This window comes from Pseudomonas sp. BT76 TE3572, from assembly GCF_050435365.1.
Classification (GTDB): Bacteria; Pseudomonadota; Gammaproteobacteria; order Pseudomonadales; family Pseudomonadaceae; genus Aquipseudomonas; species Aquipseudomonas fluorescens_W.
Window position 1 is genome coordinate 2,752,310 of sequence record NZ_JBNDKE010000001.1, and the last position, 16,611, is coordinate 2,768,920.

A 16,611-nucleotide genomic window follows, 5' to 3' on the forward strand; every position below is an offset into this window, starting at 1 on the left:
GTTAACCCAGCATTAACAAAAAAGCCCTGCACCGTTAAACGAGTGCAGGGCTTTGAAATCAGTCTTGAAAGCGTAGCCTCAATACCGATTGGGCTCCATTTCCAGGTCGACATGGAAACGTTCTGAAATGTCTTTCTGGATGCGTTGCGCCAGGTCCAGCAATTGCAGACCCGTCGCGTTGCCGTAGTTGACCAGCACCAGCGCCTGCAATTTATGCACGCCGGCGTCGGCGTCACGGAAACCTTTCCAGCCGGCTCGCTCGATCAGCCAGCCCGCCGCCAGTTTCATCTGCCCGTCAGGTTGCGCGTAGGCCACCAGATCCGGGTATTCACCTTTGAGTTGCGCGACCAGCGCCGCTGGCACCAAAGGATTCTTGAAGAAGCTGCCGGCATTGCCGAGCACTGCCGGGTCCGGAAGCTTTTCGTTGCGGATGCTGCAAATCGCCTGGCTGACATCGGTGGCGGTCGGGTGATCGATGCCTTGCTCGGTCAGGCGCTGACGCACCGGGCCGTACTCCAGATGCAGGTGCGCGGCGCGGCCCAGGATGAAACGTACCCTCAGGATCAACCAACGCCCAGGTTCCTGCTTGAACAGGCTGTCGCGGTAGGCGAAGTTGCATTCTTCCAGGGTGAAATCCCGCAAGTCGCCGGTCTGGCGATCCAGCGCGGTCAGGCCGGCGAACACGTCCTTGATCTCCACGCCATAGGCGCCGATGTTCTGCATCGGTGCCGCGCCGACCGTGCCGGGAATCAGGCTGAGGTTTTCCAGGCCCGACAAACCTTGCGCCAAGGTGTGCTGCACGAACGGGTGCCAAGGCTCGCCGGCCTCGGCTTCGATCACGACCTTGCTGCCGTCATCGCTCAGGATGCGAATCCCGCGCGTGGCCATGCGCAGCACCAGCGACTGGATATCGGCCGTCAGCAGCAAATTGCTGCCACCGCCAATCACCAGCAGCGACACGTCATGTTCCACCGCATAGGCCAGGGCTTCACGCACGTCGGCATCGCTGTGGGCCTCGGCAAACAGCCGGGCCTGAACGTCAACGCCGAAGGTGTTGAACGGTTTGAGCGAAACCCGGGGTTGAACCTGCAAACTCATAACCGTCCCTTCAATTCGATCACCAGCAAATCACTGGCGCGCTCGATCAGGTCCAGCACCTGCTCAAAGCCTTGGTCGCCGTCGTAGTACGGATCCGGTACTTCATCGATTTCCGACTGGTAGCGACGCAGGAACAGGTCCAGCTCGGCCTTGCCCCTGGCCGGTTGCATGGCCTCGAGATTGCGCAGGTTGCTGTGGTCCATCGCCAGAATCAGGTCGTAGGTGGCGAAATCGGCGCGGGACACTTGCTGGGCGCGCTGAGCGGACAGGTCATAACCGCGCCGCTTGGCCGCCGCCTGACTGCGCTTGTCCGGGGCCTTGCCGACGTGCCAGTCACCGGTGCCGGCGGAGGCAACTTCGATTTGATCGGCCAGCCCCGCTTCGCGCAGTTTGTGTCGTAGCACGCCTTCGGCCGTCGGAGAACGGCAGATGTTGCCCAGGCAGACAAACAAAACCCGCATCAGGCCTCCAGCAGGCGACGAACGCGCTCAAGGTCTTCAACGGTGTCGACACCGGTTGGCGGTGCGATCAGTGCATCGGCGACGTGAATCCGCACGCCGTGCCACAGGGCACGCAGTTGTTCCAGGGATTCGGTATTTTCCAGCCAGCACGGGCCCCAGCTGACGAAGTCATGCAGGAAACCGGCACGGTAGGCATAGATGCCAATGTGGCGGCGATACGGCACGCCTTCCGGCAATTGCTCGCGGCTTTTGGCGAACGCGTCCCGGGCCCACGGCAACGTGGCGCGACTGAAAGTCAGCGCCAGGCCATTAAGGTCGCTGACGACCTTAACCACGTTGGGATTGAACAGGGTTTCCACGTCTTCGATCGGCTCGGCCAGCGTGGCCATGCGCGCTTCGGTGTGGGCGGCCAGGTTGGCGGCAACCTGATCGATCACACTCGGCGGGATCAGCGGTTCGTCACCCTGAACGTTGACCACAATGGCGTCGGGCGCCAGGCCCAGCTTCGCGGCGACTTCCGCCAGACGGTCGGTGCCGGAATTGTGATCTTCGCGGGTCAGCACCACTTCAGCGCCAAACCCTTTGCAGGCCTCGACGATGCGCGCATCGTCAGTAGCAACCACCACGCGCTGGGCGCTGCTTTTGCTCGCCTGTTCCCAGACGTGCTGGATCATCGGCTTGCCGGCGATCAGTAGCAGCGGTTTGCCCGGCAAGCGGGTGGAGGCGTAACGCGATGGAATGACAACGGTAAAGGCTGTGGTCATTTATCCAGGCGCTCGTCGGTGGTCAGGGTGCGGGCTTCGGTCTCGAGCATCACCGGGATGCCGTCGCGAATCGGGTAAGCCAGGCCTGCGCCCTTGCTGATCAGCTCGGTTTTGTCGGCACTGAGCTTGAGCGGGCCTTTGCAGACCGGGCAAGCGAGGATATCGAGCAATTTGGTGTCCATGAGCATTCCCTGGATAAAAACGGATTTAAGGCAAAAGACGAGCCGGCAACAGGCGCATCAGCTGCGTATCGAACCAGGCCACGAAGGCCGGCGATGGCGCAGCATCGACCGCCAGGTACCACCAATCGGCGGCGGCGAAGGCACGGCACTTCACCGCGTCCTTTTCGGTCATCACCAACGGCAATGACGGTGTGAAATTCAAGGCCTGCACGCTGTATTCGGCGTGGTCGGCAAACGCATGCGGCACTGGCTGCCAGTGTAGCGTTTCGAGGGTTGTGAAGAAACGCTGCGGATTGCCGATCCCGGCCACGGCGTGCAGTGCCTGGCCTGCGGGGAAGTGATCGAGGGGACGCCGCTCGCCGCTTTGCAGATTGATCAATTCGGTGGGTTGAAGCTGAAAGGCAAAACCGCCGTCGCGATCGGCATCGGCACCGTTGTACAGCACCGCGTCGACACTTTGCAGACGCTCGACCGGTTCGCGCAACGGCCCGGCGGGCAGGCAACGCTGGTTGCCCAGGCCGCGGGCGGCGTCGATCAACACCAGCTCCAGGTCGCGGGCCAGACGGTAATGCTGCATGCCGTCATCGGACAGGATCAGGTCCAGTGGCTCACTTGCCAGCAGGGCTTTGACGGCGCTGCTGCGGTCCGGGTCGATCATCAACGGAACGCCGGTGCGCTGGACGATCAACAGCGGTTCGTCGCCCGCGATATCGGCGCTTTGATCCGCCTCAACCCGCCACGGCAGTTGCGGCGGTTTGGCGCCGTAACCGCGGCTGACCACGCCGACCCGCAGGCCACTGCGCTGGCAGTGCTGGATCATCCACAGAATCAGCGGCGTCTTGCCGGTGCCACCGACGGTGATGTTACCGACTACGATCAGCGGCACTGGCGGTTGATAGATCTCTCCCTCACCCGCCAGAAAACGCTTGCGCTTGTTATTGACCACGCGCCGATACAGCCACTCAAGTGGCTGCAACAGCTTCAGGGCCGGATGACCTTGGTACCACGCGGCGAGCAAGCGGTCGGACATGGCCATCAGGGCGCGGGCGGCGCCGCCTCGACAGTGGTCATGCGCAGGTGACTGAAACCGAGTTTGCCGGCGGCGTCCATGGCGGTGATAACAGACTGATGCTGAGTCTTGCCATCAGCGCTGATGGACAGTGGCAGGTTGGTGTCGCCACTGGATTCTTTTTGCAGCGCATCCATCAACGAGGCCAGGTCGTTTTTCGGCAACAATTGGTTGTTCACCGAAAATACGCCCTCGGCACTGATGGCAACGTCCAGATGCTTGACCTGCTGGTCTTCGGCAGGTGAACCGCTGACCGCTTCCGGCAGATCGACACGCAATTGGGTTTCACGGGTAAAGGTGGTGGTCACGACGAAAAACAGCAGCAGGATAAACACCACGTCGATCAGCGACGCGAGGTTGATGTCTACCGTTTCCCGCGGTTTGCGGCGGAATTTCACGCTTTGCCCCCATTAAGGTCAACATCGCGGTCGCCCTGCACCACCTCGACCAGTTTGATCGCTTCCTGCTCCATGCCCACCACCAGCTCATCGATCCGGCGTTGCAGGAACCGGTGGAAGAACACCGCCGGGATGCCGACCATGAGGCCTGCGGCTGTGGTTATCAGCGCCTTGGAGATACCACCGGCCAATACGGCGGCGTTGGTGGTCATGCCCGAACCCATGAATGCGCTGAAGATATCGATCATGCCCAACACCGTCCCCAACAGACCCAGCAACGGGGCCATGGCGGCGATAGTGCCCAGCGCATTGATGTAGCGCTCGAGTTCGTGAACCACTCGCGCGGCGGCTTCTTCTATGCACTCTTTCATGATCTCGCGACCATGCCTGGAGTTGGCCAGGCCGGCAGCCAGGATCTCGCCCAACGGCGAGTTGGCGCGCAGTTCCTTGAGTTTGTCTTTATTGAGTTGTTTGTCCTTGATCCAGACCCAGACCTGCCCGAGCAAATGCTCCGGGGTCACACGGCTGGCTCGCAGGGTCCAGAGACGTTCGGCGACGATCGCCATGGCTGCGATGGAACTCAGAATGATCGGTATCATCATCCATCCGCCGGATTTGACCAATTCCCACACAGTGACAGTCCCCTCGAAAAAGTGCGCCACTCTAACATAGGGGGTGAGCGCACCGAAGACCGTGATGTCGCATCCAGTCGGTCTTTGATCACTCCGGGTTACTGCGCAGAGCGCCAGAAACGCCGTTCTTGACGCATCGTCCATGGCGGCTTGAAGCGTCCCAGTTGCAGACGGATGGCACCCTGCTCGGCGCTGTCATGGATCGATAGGCCGCGCTTTCGATAGCGCGCCATGACCGTGGGATGGGGATGACCGAATGAATTGCCCTGACCGCGGGAGATCAGCACTGCTTTGGGTTGCAGCCCGGCAAGCAGCGCCATGGAAGATGAACTGCGACTGCCGTGGTGCGGCGCCTGCAACCAATCGGTGGTGACGGCCAGTGGACTGTCGAGCAAAGCTTGCTCGGCTGCGGCGTCTATATCACCGGTCAGTAACAGACGCTCACCGTTGGCCTCGATCTGCAGGACGCAGGATTTTTGATTGCTGTCGCTGGCCGAAGACCATTGCCAGAGCTGGAACCTCACATCATCCCAGACCCATTGCTTACCGCTCTCGCAGCCTTCTGCCTGCAACTCGGCCGACAGCGCCGGGGGATCGCCACTGACCACCCGTTTCACCGGCAGGCCATTGGCAACGGCCCGGGCGCCGCCCGCATGATCGGCGTCAGCATGGCTGATCAGCATCAAATCGAGCCCATTCACACCCAGTTTGCGTAATGTCGGCAGCACCACCCGCTCACCCAGGTCGAAATCGCCGAAACGTGGCCCGGTGTCATACAACAGTGTGTGATGGCGGGTGCGCACCAGGATGGCCAAACCCTGGCCGACATCCAGCTGCCAGACTTCGGCGATGCCTTCAGGCAAGACCTGCCGGGGTGGAAAAACCAGCAACAGCAGCATCGGCCAACCCAGCGAGCGAAACGGCACACCTCGAGGCATCAATAGTAGAAAGGCACCGAGTGTGCCGAGTGCCCAGATCCACAACGGGATGGCCACCGGCACCCACGCGGGCAAGTACCCGGCCATCAGCGTCAGGCCGTTGAACAAGAGGTCGATCAAACCTCCCGCCAACCACAGCAACCCTTCGCCCACGTAAGGAAGGGGTAAAAGCAACGTACCCAGCAATGCCGGAGGCAGCACCACCAGGCTGATCCACGGCACCGCGAGCAAATTGGCCACCGGCCCGCTGAGACTGATCGGCAACCCGAGCACCAGCAGCAACGGGCACAGACCGATCGCGATCAGCCATTGGGCGCGGGTCCACGTTTGCCACCAACGCCATGGGCCCAGCCGACCGCCGAAGGTGAAGATCAACACCGCCACTGCCGCGAACGACAGCCAGAAACCCGGTTGCAGACTCGCCAGTGGATCCAGCAGCAAAACACCGTCGAGCGCCAGCAACAGCGGCCACCAGGCGCCGAGGTGACGAAATCGCAGGCGCCACAACAGCACCAGACCGATCATCACGCAGGCCCGCCGCACTGGCACCTCGAAACCGGCCAGCAGCCCATAACCGAGAGCGGCCGCGAACGCGAGTCCACAGGCCCACGGCAGCCAAGGCAAGCGTTTCGGCCACAGGCCATAACGGGCCAGCCCGGCGATCAGCAGATACACCAGCCCTGCCAACAACCCGATGTGTTGTCCGGAAATCACCAACAGATGGACGGTGCCGGTGTCTTGCAGCACCTGCCAGTCTTCGCGACTCAGTCCGGCGCCGTCCCCCAGCACCAACGCCGTCAGCGCACCCGTTCGCCCCTGGGCATCCACGGCCTGCAAGCGCTGACGGATGCCGTCGCGCCAGGCCCATTGAGCTTCCTTGAGTCGCTCGCCATCCTTGACCGTCCCGGTAGCCCCGATGCGTTGCGCCAGCAGCCAGGCGTCGTAATCGAAAGCATGGGGATTGAGCAGTCCCGCGGGACGCTTCAACTTGACCGCCAGTCGCCAATGTTCGCCGCTGTTGACCGGCGGCCCGTCATACCAGGCCAGGCGCATCCGTTGCGGCACCTTGCCATGCCTCGACCGGGCGTCCGCCAACTCGAAACGCACGACGGCCTCATTGTTCTGGGGCAATCCCGTCACCCGCCCTTCGACCCAACGGGTTTCGCCATCGAGGCTCATCGGCAGCCGATCATCCAGCGCCCACTGTGCATTCGCGCCTGCCCAACTGAAGCCGAACAGGAAAAATGCCAGTGGATAGCTGCGAAACGGCAGCACCATCAAACCGATTACCGGCAGCAACATCCATAACCAGACCGGCGGTAATACCGGTAAAAAACGCAGGATCAACAGACCCAACGCCAGCGCCATCATCCCTGTGCGCATACGCCCGTCCTTGAGAGTCCCCTACTAGGCATAGCCGGCTAATCGCACGGGCATCGTTATTAATTGTCACAAAGTCTGAATGGGCGGGTCATAGAATCCAGACATACTTGCCGCCTTAACCGACCGAGAAGCCTTATGCCCCGGCGCTTATTCAAACGTTACATGCCAGACCCGACCAGCATCAGGGAACACAAGTCCTTACGCTTTCTCGGCACCCTGCTGCATGACCCGAACCTCTGGCACCTCAACCGCCATTCCGTCGCACGGGCCATGGCGGTGGGTTTGTTCGCGGCGTTCCTGCCGATTCCACTGCAGATGCTGGTCGCCGCCATTCTCGCCATCATGGTGCGCGGCAACATGCCGATTGCGGTCAGCCTGGTCTGGCTGACCAATCCGATCACTATGCCGGCGGTGTTCTTCTGCACTTACCAGACCGGTGCCTGGCTGATGGACGTTCCCACTCGCCATTTACCGGACGAATTGACCTGGGAATGGATCAGCGGCGAACTCTCGACTCTTTGGCAGCCGTTTTTACTCGGTTCGGTGGTGACGGGACTGGTGCTCGGCGCGCTCGCCTATTGCCTGACCATGATGTACTGGCGCTGGTGGGTCGGACGGCAGTGGCGGCGGCGCCAGAAAAGACGAACGCAAGAATAAAAAAACGGCACCCTGAGGTGCCGTTTCTGATTGAGCAGTGCGCGATTACGTGCGCATCCCGCGACCACTGACCAGCAGCCGTGCGCAACCGATGTACAACACCACGGTCGCCACCAGCATGAAGGTGATCGCCACGCTGATCTTGATGTCAGAAACGCCAAGAATGCCGTAACGGAAAGCGTTGACCATGTGCAGCACCGGGTTGGCCAGGGACACGGTCTGCCAGAATGGCGGCAGCAAGGAGATCGAGTAGAACACCCCGCCCAGGTAAGTCAGCGGTGTCAGCACAAACGTCGGGATGATCGAGATGTCATCGAAGTTGCGCGCAAACACGGCGTTGATGAAGCCCAGCAGCGAGAAGATCGTCGCCGTCAGCACCACCACCAGAACGGTCACGCCCAGGTGATGCACCTGCAACTTGGTGAAGAACAGCGAAAGGAGGGTCACGATGAGCCCGACCATCAAGCCACGCAGCACGCCGCCCAGGGTGTAGCCGATCAGAATCGTATGCGGCGACACGGGCGACACCATCAATTCTTCGATGGATCGCTGGAACTTGCTGCCGAAGAAACTCGAGACCACGTTGCCGTAGGAGTTGGTGATCACCGACATCATGATCAGCCCCGGCACGATGTACTCCATATAAGTGAAGCCACCCATGTCACCGATCTGCCGGCCGATCAGATTGCCGAAGATCACGAAGTACAGAACCATGGTGATGGCTGGCGGCAGCAACGTCTGCGGCCAGATCCGGGTAAAGCGTTTGACCTCTCGGTAAACGATGGTGTTGAGGGCAACGAGGTTGGGTTGCAGCTCGGAACTCATACCGCCACCTTCGACAGATTTTTCTCCACCAGGGACACGAACAACTCCTCGAGGCGATTGGTTTTGTTACGCAGGCTCAACACTTCGATGTTCTGCTGCGCCAATTGGGTGAACAGCGCGGTGATGCCCATGGCCTTGTCGACCTGAACTTCCAGGGTGTGGCTGTCGAGCAACTTGGTCGGGTAACCGAGCAACTGCGGCGCGGTTTGCACAGTGTTTTTGAGGTCGAGCAGGAACGTTTCCACATGCAGTTGGCCGAGCAACTGTTTCATGCTGGTGTTCTCGACGATGGTGCCGTGGTCGATGATGCCGATGTTGCGGCACAACTGCTCAGCCTCTTCCAGGTAGTGGGTGGTGAGAATGATGGTGATGCCTTTCTTGTTCAACTCGGTGAGGAACGTCCACATCGAGCGACGCAGTTCGATGTCCACACCCGCCGTCGGTTCGTCGAGGATCAGCAGGCGCGGTTCGTGAACCAGCGCACGGGCGATCATCAGTCGACGCTTCATGCCGCCGGACAGTGAACGCGATGGCGTATCGCGCTTGTCCCACAGGCCCAGCTGGGTCAGGTACTGCTCGGCGCGTTCCTTGGCGATTTTCGGCGGGATGCCGTAATAACCGGCCTGGGTCACGACGATGTCGAAGGTTTTTTCGAACTGGTTGAAGTTGAATTCCTGAGGAACCACACCGATGGAGCGCTTGAGTTGCGCAGGATTCTTGTCCAGGTCGTGACCGAAGATATTCACCGTCCCGCTGGTCTTGTTCACCAGGGTCGAGAGAATGCCGATGGTCGTGGATTTGCCGGCGCCGTTAGGGCCGAGCAAGGCGAAAAAGTCACCTTCGGCGACGTCCAGATCGATACCACTCAGGGCCTGGAAACCGTTGCCGTAGGTTTTGGTTAGCTGCCGGATGGACAGAGCGGAACTCATATCGGATTTACGCACCAAGAAGGGAAGAAAGGGACAAATCAGGGCGGGCGGCGACTAATACAACCGCGGCGCACGAGCGCAATGGTGCTTGTCGCCGCCACACAAGTACAGTCAAGTGTGTCGATAGTGAGTATTAAGTCAACGCGGTCATAACCGCTTTCTGATACGCCGGACGCTGTTTCAGTCGTGCATACCAGGCTTGCAGATGAGGCTGCGGTGCGCGCTCGATCGGCATCTCGAACCAGGCATAAATGAAGCTGCCCAGAGGAATGTCGCCCATGCCGATCTCATCGCCGGACAAGTACGGTTGGGTCGCCAGCGCCTGATCAGCCATGGACAGCAGGCCATCGCACTCCTTGATCGCAGCGTTGATGGCCGGCCAGTCCTGCTGGTCTTCCGGGGTGCGCAATACGCCCCAGAACACCGTGCGGAACGGCCCGGCAAAACTTGAAGTGGCCCAGTCCATCCACTTGTCGGCAGAGGCCCGGGCTTGCAGATCCTCTGGATACCAGGCGGTGCCGTTGGCGTGGCGAGCCATCAGGTAACGCACGATGGCGTTGGATTCCCACAGCACGAAACCATCGTCTTCAATCACCGGCACGCGACCATTGGGGTTCATCGCGCGGTACTGCGGCGTATCGACTACACCAAAGGCGCCGCCCGCATCGATGGCTTCATAAGCCAGGCCCAGCTCCTCGGCGGCCCACAAAGGTTTTCTGACATTCGACGAGTTTTTCCGACCCCAGATCTTCAGCATGACCGCCTCTTTATGGATGAATGCGCAGGCAGCATACGCCGGATCAGGCGTGACTCAAATCGCTCTGCATGTCACCCAGCAGCACGGGCAGTGTGTCGCTGAACAGATGCGGATAGCACTTCTCCAGATGCTCGAAAAAGAACGCTTCAGGCACGTCGGTGAACTGGCCGTGATCGATCAGGTACTCCATCAATTGCTCGCCGTCGCGATTGAACGGATGGAAAACGCTGTCGTTGATTCCGTCGAATTCCAGGGGGGCGACATTGAACAATTCGCACAAGCCTTGGTTGAACGCTGGCGTGGCTTTGACCCAACGACCATTCAGATACAGCTCCGTATAGCCGTGCATGGCGAACACGTCGCTCTTGAGCAATTCAAGCAAACGTGGCGTCGATAAATGATTGCGTACATCCGCCAGGCCGATCCGTGCAGGGATCCCGCAATGACGGGCCGCACCTGCCAGCAGCGTGGCTTTGGGCACGCAATAACTCTCCCCCGCCGCCAACGCATAACTACCGCGCAAGGTGCCCGGGTCGCGACTGAAGGTGTAAGGGTTGTAACGCACGGCTTCGCGCACGGCGTAATAGAGATTGATCGCCTGCTCTAGAGGATCGCGATGACTGCCGCGATGTTTTTCGGCGAACTCCACCACCGACGGGTGGTCACTATCGATGAAGCGGCCGGGACTCAGATACTCGTGCATGAGAACAATCTCCTGGGGAAGCCACGAGTCTAGCGACACGCTCAGCACAGAGACAACGACGTTTCGGCCAAACATGGACGCTTTGCCGCCCGCCCAACGAACGATTTCCGAGGCCTGTTGCCCGCAAGGCCTACAAAACTCATCCATGGTTTCCCACGAATTCAATCACATCGCTCTGACCAACCTGTTTTGCGGATGCCGTCTAAGCTCTGAACGTTGGTTTTGCCCTGGTTTCACGGAGGATTAAATATGCTGCTGTTGTGGATACTGGTTCTGGTTGTCGGGATTGCCTATTTAGCCCACCGACGCATCGCGCCACTGCCTGCCCTGTGCGTCGTTGCCGTTTACGTGGTGGTGATGGGCGCTTTCAGCCACGCGCCAGGCTGGCTGTTGCTGATTTTCTGGGTGCTGATCGCGGCCGTGGCTGCGCCTTTGTTGTTGCCCGACCTGCGCCGCAAATTTTTCAGCGCACCGCTGTTCAGCTGGTTCCAGAAAACCCTGCCGCCGATGTCGCAAACCGAACGCGATGCAATCGATGCGGGCACGGTGTGGTGGGACGGCGAACTGTTCAGCGGTCGCCCGGACTGGAAAAAACTGCTGTCCTATCCAAAAGCGCAGCTGAGCGAAGAGGAACAGGCCTTCATCGACGGCCCGACCGAAGAACTCTGCGCCATGGTCAGCGACTGGCAGATCGGTCAAGACATGGACCTGCCTCCCGAAGCCTGGGCCTACATCAAGGAAAACGGCTTCTTCGCCCTGATCATTCCCAAGGAGTTTGGCGGCAAAGGTTTCTCCGCCTATGCCCACTCTCAGGTGGCGATGAAACTGGCAACCCGCAGCGGCGACCTCGCGTCCACCGTGATGGTCCCCAACTCCCTCGGCCCGGCCGAACTGCTGCTGCATTACGGCACCGACGAGCAACGCAACCACTACCTGCCACGACTGGCGCGCGGCGATGACATCCCGTGCTTCGCACTGACCGGGCCACTGGCCGGCTCCGATGCCGGCTCCATGCCCGACACCGGGGTGATCTGCAAAGGTGAATGGGAAGGCAAGGAAACCTTGGGCCTGCGCCTGAACTGGGAGAAGCGTTACATCACGCTGGGACCAGTCGCCACCCTGCTCGGCCTCGCGTTCAAGGCCTACGACCCGGACCACCTGCTGGGTGAGGAGGAAGACCTGGGGATCAGTCTGGCGTTGATCCCGACCGATACCGCCGGTGTTGAAATCGGCCGCCGTCACTTGCCGTTGGGCGCTTCATTCATGAACGGCCCGAACTCCGGCAAAGACGTCTTCGTACCGTTGGAGTTCCTCATCGGCGGCCAGGAAATGATCGGCAAAGGCTGGATGATGCTGATGAACTGCCTGTCGGTCGGGCGTTCGATTTCGTTGCCAGCGGTCGGCACCGGCGCCGCCAAGTTCACCAGCCTGGTGACCGGCCAGTACGCTCAGGTCCGTGAACAGTTCAACGTTCCACTGTCGGCCTTCGAAGGGATTCAGGAAGCGATGGCCCGTATCGGCGGCAACGCCTGGATGATGGACGCGGCGCGGATGCTCACGGCCAATGCGGTGGATTTGGGCGAGAAGCCGTCGGTGCTGTCGGCGATTCTCAAGTACCACCTCACTGAACGCGGCCGCGAGTGCATCAGCCACGCCATGGATGTTCATGGCGGCAAGGCAATCATCATGGGGCCGAACAACTACCTCGGTCGCAGCTGGAACGGCGCGCCGATTTTCATCACCGTGGAAGGCGCGAACATTCTCTCGCGCAACCTGATGATCTTCGGTCAGGGCGCGATTCGCTGCCATCCATTCGTGCTCAAGGAAATGGCCCTCGCCAGTCGTGAAGACAAGGACCAGGCCCTCACAGAGTTTGATGGCCTGCTGCTCAAGCACATCGGTTTCGCCGTGAGTAACGCCGCCAGCACGCTGGTGCTGAACCTTGGTTTCGGTCACTTCGAACACGCGCCAGGCGACAAGCTCAGCCAGGGTTACTTCCGTGCCCTCAATCGCCAGGCTGCTGCGTTCGCCCTGCTCGCCGACCTGAGCATGATGCTGCTGGGCGGCGAATTGAAACGACGCGAGCGTCTGTCGGCGCGTCTTGGGGATGTGCTCAGCAACATGTACCTCGCCTCCGCCGCACTCAAGCGTTACCACGACCTCGATTCGCCGGAGCACATGGCACCGCTGTTTACCTGGGCCATGGAAGAAAGTCTGGGTCAGTCGGAACGAGCGATGGATGAACTGCTGACCAACTTCCCGAACAAGGTGTTGGGTTGCCTGTTGCGGGTGATCGTGTTCCCGTTCGGTCGTCGCCACAAAGGGCCATCGGACAAACTCGGCGCCGAAGTGGCGGCGGTGATCGGTCGCGCCAAGGGCGATCCAACCCTGGAAGAGTTGCTCGGCGGTTGCTACCGGCCGCAATCCACTGATGACCCGGTCGGCGCCCTGCAACATGCGTGTAACCTGCTGAGTGCCGCGCAACCGTTGCGTAAAAAGCTTCATGTCGCGCTCAAAAGCGGTCAGGTCAAACCGGTCGCCGGAGAAAACGTCATCGATACAGCGCTTGAGGCGGGCGTGTTGCAGCCCGTGGAGGCGCAGACCCTGCGTGACGCCGAAGCGGCGCGGCGCAAGGTGATCGATGTCGATGATTTCGACAAAGACGAACTCGCGCTGGCCGACGGAAAGGTCCGCTGATCCTGTAAAAATGGGCGCGAGAGCTTTATACTCCCGCGCCCGTTTTGCTCTTGAGGACTTATCTCGTGTCCAATGTCGTTGCCGATCATCTTGTCTTGCTCGACCACCTGCGCAGCATCCTGGTCGCCGTAGGTGAGGCCGAACAGGTTCCCGAAGAAAGCCATGCCTTGTTCCTGGAGCGCTTCGACGAACTGCGTGCGTTGCTGCCGGTCGACCCGATCGAAAGCCAATACCTGGGCCAGGACATTCTGTGCCAGGTGATCACCCGCTACCCGCAAATCGCCCACCTGGTCCCGCGTGACCTGCTGTGGTACTTCGCCGGTGACTGCCTGCATTACATGCCCGACGATGAAATCGACTTGTACCAGGCGTTGGAGGAACGTCGTTTCGAAGCAGAACAAAACGACGAACCTTTCGACTGGAACCAGGAAAAACAGCTGCTGGCGATGTCGAAAGACGACAGCAAGCACTGATCCTCGGTCAGAAATGCAAAAGGCCCGCATGGTTGAACATGCGGGCCTTTTTTTGATCTTCGCTTCAGAGCAATCCATCACTCTCGGGCAACTCATAATGCGCAGCGACTTTTCCCAACGCACTGGGCTTGCCCGGCTTGCTCAGGGTCGGCTCCTTTTCCAGGCACTCCACCAGATAGTCGATCAGCACCCGTAACTTCGGTGGCAGATAACGGGTTGGCGAATGCAGCAGCCAGGCACCGCCGTGGTATGACGCCAGAAAGGTCCAGTCCGGCAACACCTGCACGATCAGCCCCTGCTCCAGCGCATAACGTGCGGTGAAGTACGGCAGGCTGCCAATCCCGATGTGCTGCAACACTGCGCCCAAGCGCACGCCGGTGTGATTGGCCGCATAACGTCCGCGCACGCCGACGGTGACAGCCTTGGTGCCTTTCTTGAACTTCCAGCGGGCATCGCTCGGGGTTTCGCCCAGATAGATGCAGCTGTGGTTGAGCAAGTCGTGGGGATGGGTCGGTGTGCCGTGTTCGGCCAGGTATTGCGGCGTTGCACAGAGCATATGATCGATGGTGAGCAATTGCCGGCCGACCAGTCCAGGGGGCGGCCGATCTGTAATTCGAATCGCCAGATCAACGTTGTCGTCGATCAAATCCACCTGGCGGTCTTCAAGCAACAGCTCCACATCCACTTTGGGATAGCGACGCAAAAATTCCGGCATATGCGGATGAATCACGAAACGCCCCACCGCCTTCGGCACACTGACGCGCACCAGTCCCTCCGCTTCCTGGGTGAACTGACCGCTGATCTCCATCACCGACTTGGCTGCGCTGACCATCTCCTGGCATCGCGTGAACACCTCTTCACCACCGTCGCTCAAGCGCAACTTGCGCGTGGTTCGCTGCAGTAATCGGGTGGCGAGTGCCTTCTCCAGGCGCGAAATGCTGCGACTGACCGCCGAGGGGGAAGAACCCAACTGTCGAGCGGCCTCGGAGAAGCTGCCGGTCTCGACAACCTTGACGAAAATCGCCATTTCACCAAGCAGCGGTAGTGGAAGATTTATGCTCACAGCGCAACAGTCCTTTGATGTTTGAACGGATTATCACGCAATTCCACGCTCCATATAATAAAAAATAGAATTTTTAATAAGGGCATGGAATATGACGCTTCGCCTCTTTTTCCATAGTGATGACCTCAAGGCCAATGTGGAAGTCCTGGATTGCACGCCCCACGAGAACGAATTTGCCGTGGTATTGCGCGCCACATTGTTTCATCCCCAAGGCGGTGGACAGCCCTTCGACACCGGCTGGATCGGCGAAAGCCAGGTGCTGCGCGTGGTTCAGGATCCGGACCGGATCATTCATTTTGTCGACCATCCGATAAAACCGGGCATGACTCAGATTCGGGTCGACGAACAACGCCGCCAGTTCAATTCACGCATGCATTCCGCCGGCCACCTGATCGGCCACTTCGTCCAGGCCATGGGCTGGATGCCGATCAAGGCTCATCACTGGCCCGGCGAAGGACGCGTGCAATTCAAACCGGCAGAGTCGGCAAAAGAGGTAGATGCCGAGATGATTCAACTCGGCATCGAGCAGTGGATCGCTGAAGATCTGCCGCGCCTCTCGTCGATGCGTGAAGGCGCCCGGGAAATCGGTTTCGGTGAACTGCCCGCCTACGGCTGCGGCGGCACCCATGTACGTAGCCTGAAGGATTTGGGCACGGTCACGATCGCTTCCCTTTCACTGAAGAAGGGAACGCTGTCAGTCCACTACAGCGTGGATTGAGCATTTGGGCGATGCCGTTCCTGTCATCGCCTGACGCCGGGGGAACCTGCGGTCGCGGGTTCTGTTGACTATTTGTTAGATGGACCTAAGACATGATGCTTGACGTCGAGCGTCTCGATGAGACGTGCATAAAAAAACTGGCCAACGAAGAAGTCCTCGCCATCCGCGTCAAAGGCTTGTTGCCCAAGCCACTGGCGATTCAGATTGGCGACAAGATCCTTGCCCCTGGCTTCGAAGGCTATATCAATGCGCCGAGCATCGGTCGCATCGGCATGGCGTTTTATGAAGCGGAAAACCAGCCGCTGCTGATCGAAGATTATTTCGAACGCGCCACCCGCAACATTGCGGAGTTGCGCAACCGGTGTGCGCCCTATTCGTCCCCCGTCGACACCCTGCGCTGCATGCTCGACGAGTCCTGGCCGGCGGGTGCGCACCTGGAAAATCTCTACGGTCGCAAGATGTATGTCGGGCTGTCCCGGGTGGTGAAACCCGGGATCTGTTTTCTGGCCCACCACGACATTTTCGCCAAGGACGCCCCGGACAGTTACCAGGCCAAAAGCCTGGAAGCGCAGTTCGCCTGCAATGTTTACCTGAACATGCCCACCGAGGGCGGGGCACTGCAGATGTGGGACCACGACATCTCCCCGGACCAGTTCGACGAAATGCGTGGCGACAGTTACGGCATCGATCCGGCGCTGCTCGGGACTCCGACCCTGGAGATTCTTCCCGAGCCGGGTGATTTCATCATGTTCAATTCGCGCTGCATGCACTCGGTGACCCCGGGTGTGGCTGATCCGCGCTTGAGCCTTTCGTTCTTTGTCGGCTATCGCGGCAATGCTTCACCCCTTACTTTCTGGAGTTGAA

At 60.0% G+C, this 16,611-nt stretch carries 18 protein-coding genes; 5 read left to right on the top strand and 13 right to left on the bottom strand.

The features are described from left to right. Nucleotides 1–78: 78 nt before the first annotated feature. From murB to ABH912_RS12655, 8 genes are all read right to left on the bottom strand, one after another. On the bottom strand, nt 79–1,098 hold the full coding sequence (gene murB, locus ABH912_RS12620) for a UDP-N-acetylmuramate dehydrogenase (protein ID WP_429510811.1): 1,020 nt from the start codon (nt 1,096–1,098) through the stop codon (nt 79–81). Continuing rightward, a complete protein-coding gene (locus ABH912_RS12625) occupies nt 1,095–1,559 on the bottom strand; it encodes a low molecular weight protein-tyrosine-phosphatase (protein ID WP_033056931.1) in 465 nt (154 codons plus the stop codon). Before ABH912_RS12625 ends, murB begins: the two co-directional genes overlap by 4 nt. Beyond that, a complete protein-coding gene (gene kdsB, locus ABH912_RS12630; RefSeq protein ID WP_008152377.1) occupies nt 1,559–2,323 on the bottom strand; it encodes a 3-deoxy-manno-octulosonate cytidylyltransferase in 765 nt (254 codons plus the stop codon). The genes ABH912_RS12625 and kdsB overlap by 1 nt, the downstream gene beginning before the upstream one ends. Further along, on the bottom strand, nt 2,320–2,505 hold the full coding sequence (locus ABH912_RS12635) for a Trm112 family protein (RefSeq protein WP_007945752.1): 186 nt from the start codon (nt 2,503–2,505) through the stop codon (nt 2,320–2,322). The genes kdsB and ABH912_RS12635 overlap by 4 nt, the downstream gene beginning before the upstream one ends. Nucleotides 2,506–2,530: 25 nt before the next feature. Next, a complete protein-coding gene (gene lpxK / locus ABH912_RS12640) occupies nt 2,531–3,541 on the bottom strand; it encodes a tetraacyldisaccharide 4'-kinase (RefSeq protein WP_033056927.1) in 1,011 nt (336 codons plus the stop codon). Beyond that, nucleotides 3,541–3,972, bottom strand: a complete 432-nt coding sequence (locus ABH912_RS12645) for an ExbD/TolR family protein (RefSeq protein ID WP_033056926.1) — start codon at nt 3,970–3,972, stop codon at nt 3,541–3,543. Before ABH912_RS12645 ends, lpxK begins: the two co-directional genes overlap by 1 nt. Further along, a complete protein-coding gene (locus tag ABH912_RS12650; protein WP_033056924.1) occupies nt 3,969–4,604 on the bottom strand; it encodes a MotA/TolQ/ExbB proton channel family protein in 636 nt (211 codons plus the stop codon). Before ABH912_RS12650 ends, ABH912_RS12645 begins: the two co-directional genes overlap by 4 nt. A gap of 98 nt (nt 4,605–4,702) precedes the next feature. Further along, nucleotides 4,703–6,925, bottom strand: coding sequence for a DNA internalization-related competence protein ComEC/Rec2 (locus ABH912_RS12655; protein ID WP_429510812.1), 2,223 nt, complete (start codon nt 6,923–6,925; stop codon nt 4,703–4,705). Nucleotides 6,926–7,060: 135 nt separating this feature from the next. Between ABH912_RS12655 and ABH912_RS12660 the strand changes: the two genes are divergently transcribed. Beyond that, nucleotides 7,061–7,582, top strand: a complete 522-nt coding sequence (locus ABH912_RS12660; RefSeq protein WP_429510813.1) for a DUF2062 domain-containing protein — start codon at nt 7,061–7,063, stop codon at nt 7,580–7,582. Between the two features lie 45 nt (nt 7,583–7,627). Here ABH912_RS12660 and ABH912_RS12665 read toward each other — a convergent pair whose 3' ends face one another. From ABH912_RS12665 to ABH912_RS12680, 4 genes are all read right to left on the bottom strand, one after another. Beyond that, the gene (locus ABH912_RS12665; protein WP_429510814.1) at nt 7,628–8,407 is read right to left on the bottom strand and encodes an ABC transporter permease; all 780 of its coding nucleotides are present in this window, start codon (nt 8,405–8,407) and stop codon (nt 7,628–7,630) included. Further along, nucleotides 8,404–9,336, bottom strand: a complete 933-nt coding sequence (locus ABH912_RS12670) for an ABC transporter ATP-binding protein (protein ID WP_008152392.1) — start codon at nt 9,334–9,336, stop codon at nt 8,404–8,406. Before ABH912_RS12670 ends, ABH912_RS12665 begins: the two co-directional genes overlap by 4 nt. Nucleotides 9,337–9,469: 133 nt before the next feature. Next, the gene (locus ABH912_RS12675) at nt 9,470–10,093 is read right to left on the bottom strand and encodes a glutathione S-transferase family protein (protein ID WP_429510815.1); all 624 of its coding nucleotides are present in this window, start codon (nt 10,091–10,093) and stop codon (nt 9,470–9,472) included. A 43-nt stretch (nt 10,094–10,136) separates the two neighbouring features. Further along, nucleotides 10,137–10,796 (bottom strand): transglutaminase-like domain-containing protein, encoded by a 660-nt coding sequence (locus ABH912_RS12680; RefSeq protein ID WP_033056916.1) that lies wholly within the window; start codon nt 10,794–10,796, stop codon nt 10,137–10,139. Between the two features lie 249 nt (nt 10,797–11,045). On the opposite strand from ABH912_RS12680, the gene ABH912_RS12685 reads away from it, so the two are divergent. Continuing rightward, entirely contained in the window at nt 11,046–13,493 is a 2,448-nt protein-coding gene (locus ABH912_RS12685; protein WP_033056914.1) for an acyl-CoA dehydrogenase, read from the top strand. A gap of 65 nt (nt 13,494–13,558) precedes the next feature. After that, the gene (locus ABH912_RS12690; protein ID WP_008152400.1) at nt 13,559–13,966 is read left to right on the top strand and encodes a PA2817 family protein; all 408 of its coding nucleotides are present in this window, start codon (nt 13,559–13,561) and stop codon (nt 13,964–13,966) included. A gap of 64 nt (nt 13,967–14,030) precedes the next feature. On the opposite strand, the gene ABH912_RS12695 is transcribed toward ABH912_RS12690, so the two are convergent. Continuing rightward, the gene (locus ABH912_RS12695; RefSeq protein ID WP_429510816.1) at nt 14,031–15,029 is read right to left on the bottom strand and encodes a LysR substrate-binding domain-containing protein; all 999 of its coding nucleotides are present in this window, start codon (nt 15,027–15,029) and stop codon (nt 14,031–14,033) included. A 91-nt stretch (nt 15,030–15,120) separates the two neighbouring features. On the opposite strand from ABH912_RS12695, the gene ABH912_RS12700 reads away from it, so the two are divergent. Together ABH912_RS12700 and ABH912_RS12705 are read left to right on the top strand one after the other, a co-directional pair. Further along, complete coding sequence (locus tag ABH912_RS12700) at nt 15,121–15,747, top strand: alanyl-tRNA editing protein (protein ID WP_429510817.1); 627 nt, start codon at nt 15,121–15,123, stop codon at nt 15,745–15,747. A 92-nt stretch (nt 15,748–15,839) separates the two neighbouring features. Then, nucleotides 15,840–16,610 carry a 2OG-Fe(II) oxygenase gene (locus ABH912_RS12705; protein ID WP_033056908.1) on the top strand — a complete coding sequence of 257 codons (771 nt, stop codon included), beginning with the start codon at nt 15,840–15,842 and terminating at the stop codon, nt 16,608–16,610. The last annotated feature ends 1 nt before the right edge of the window (nt 16,611 follow it).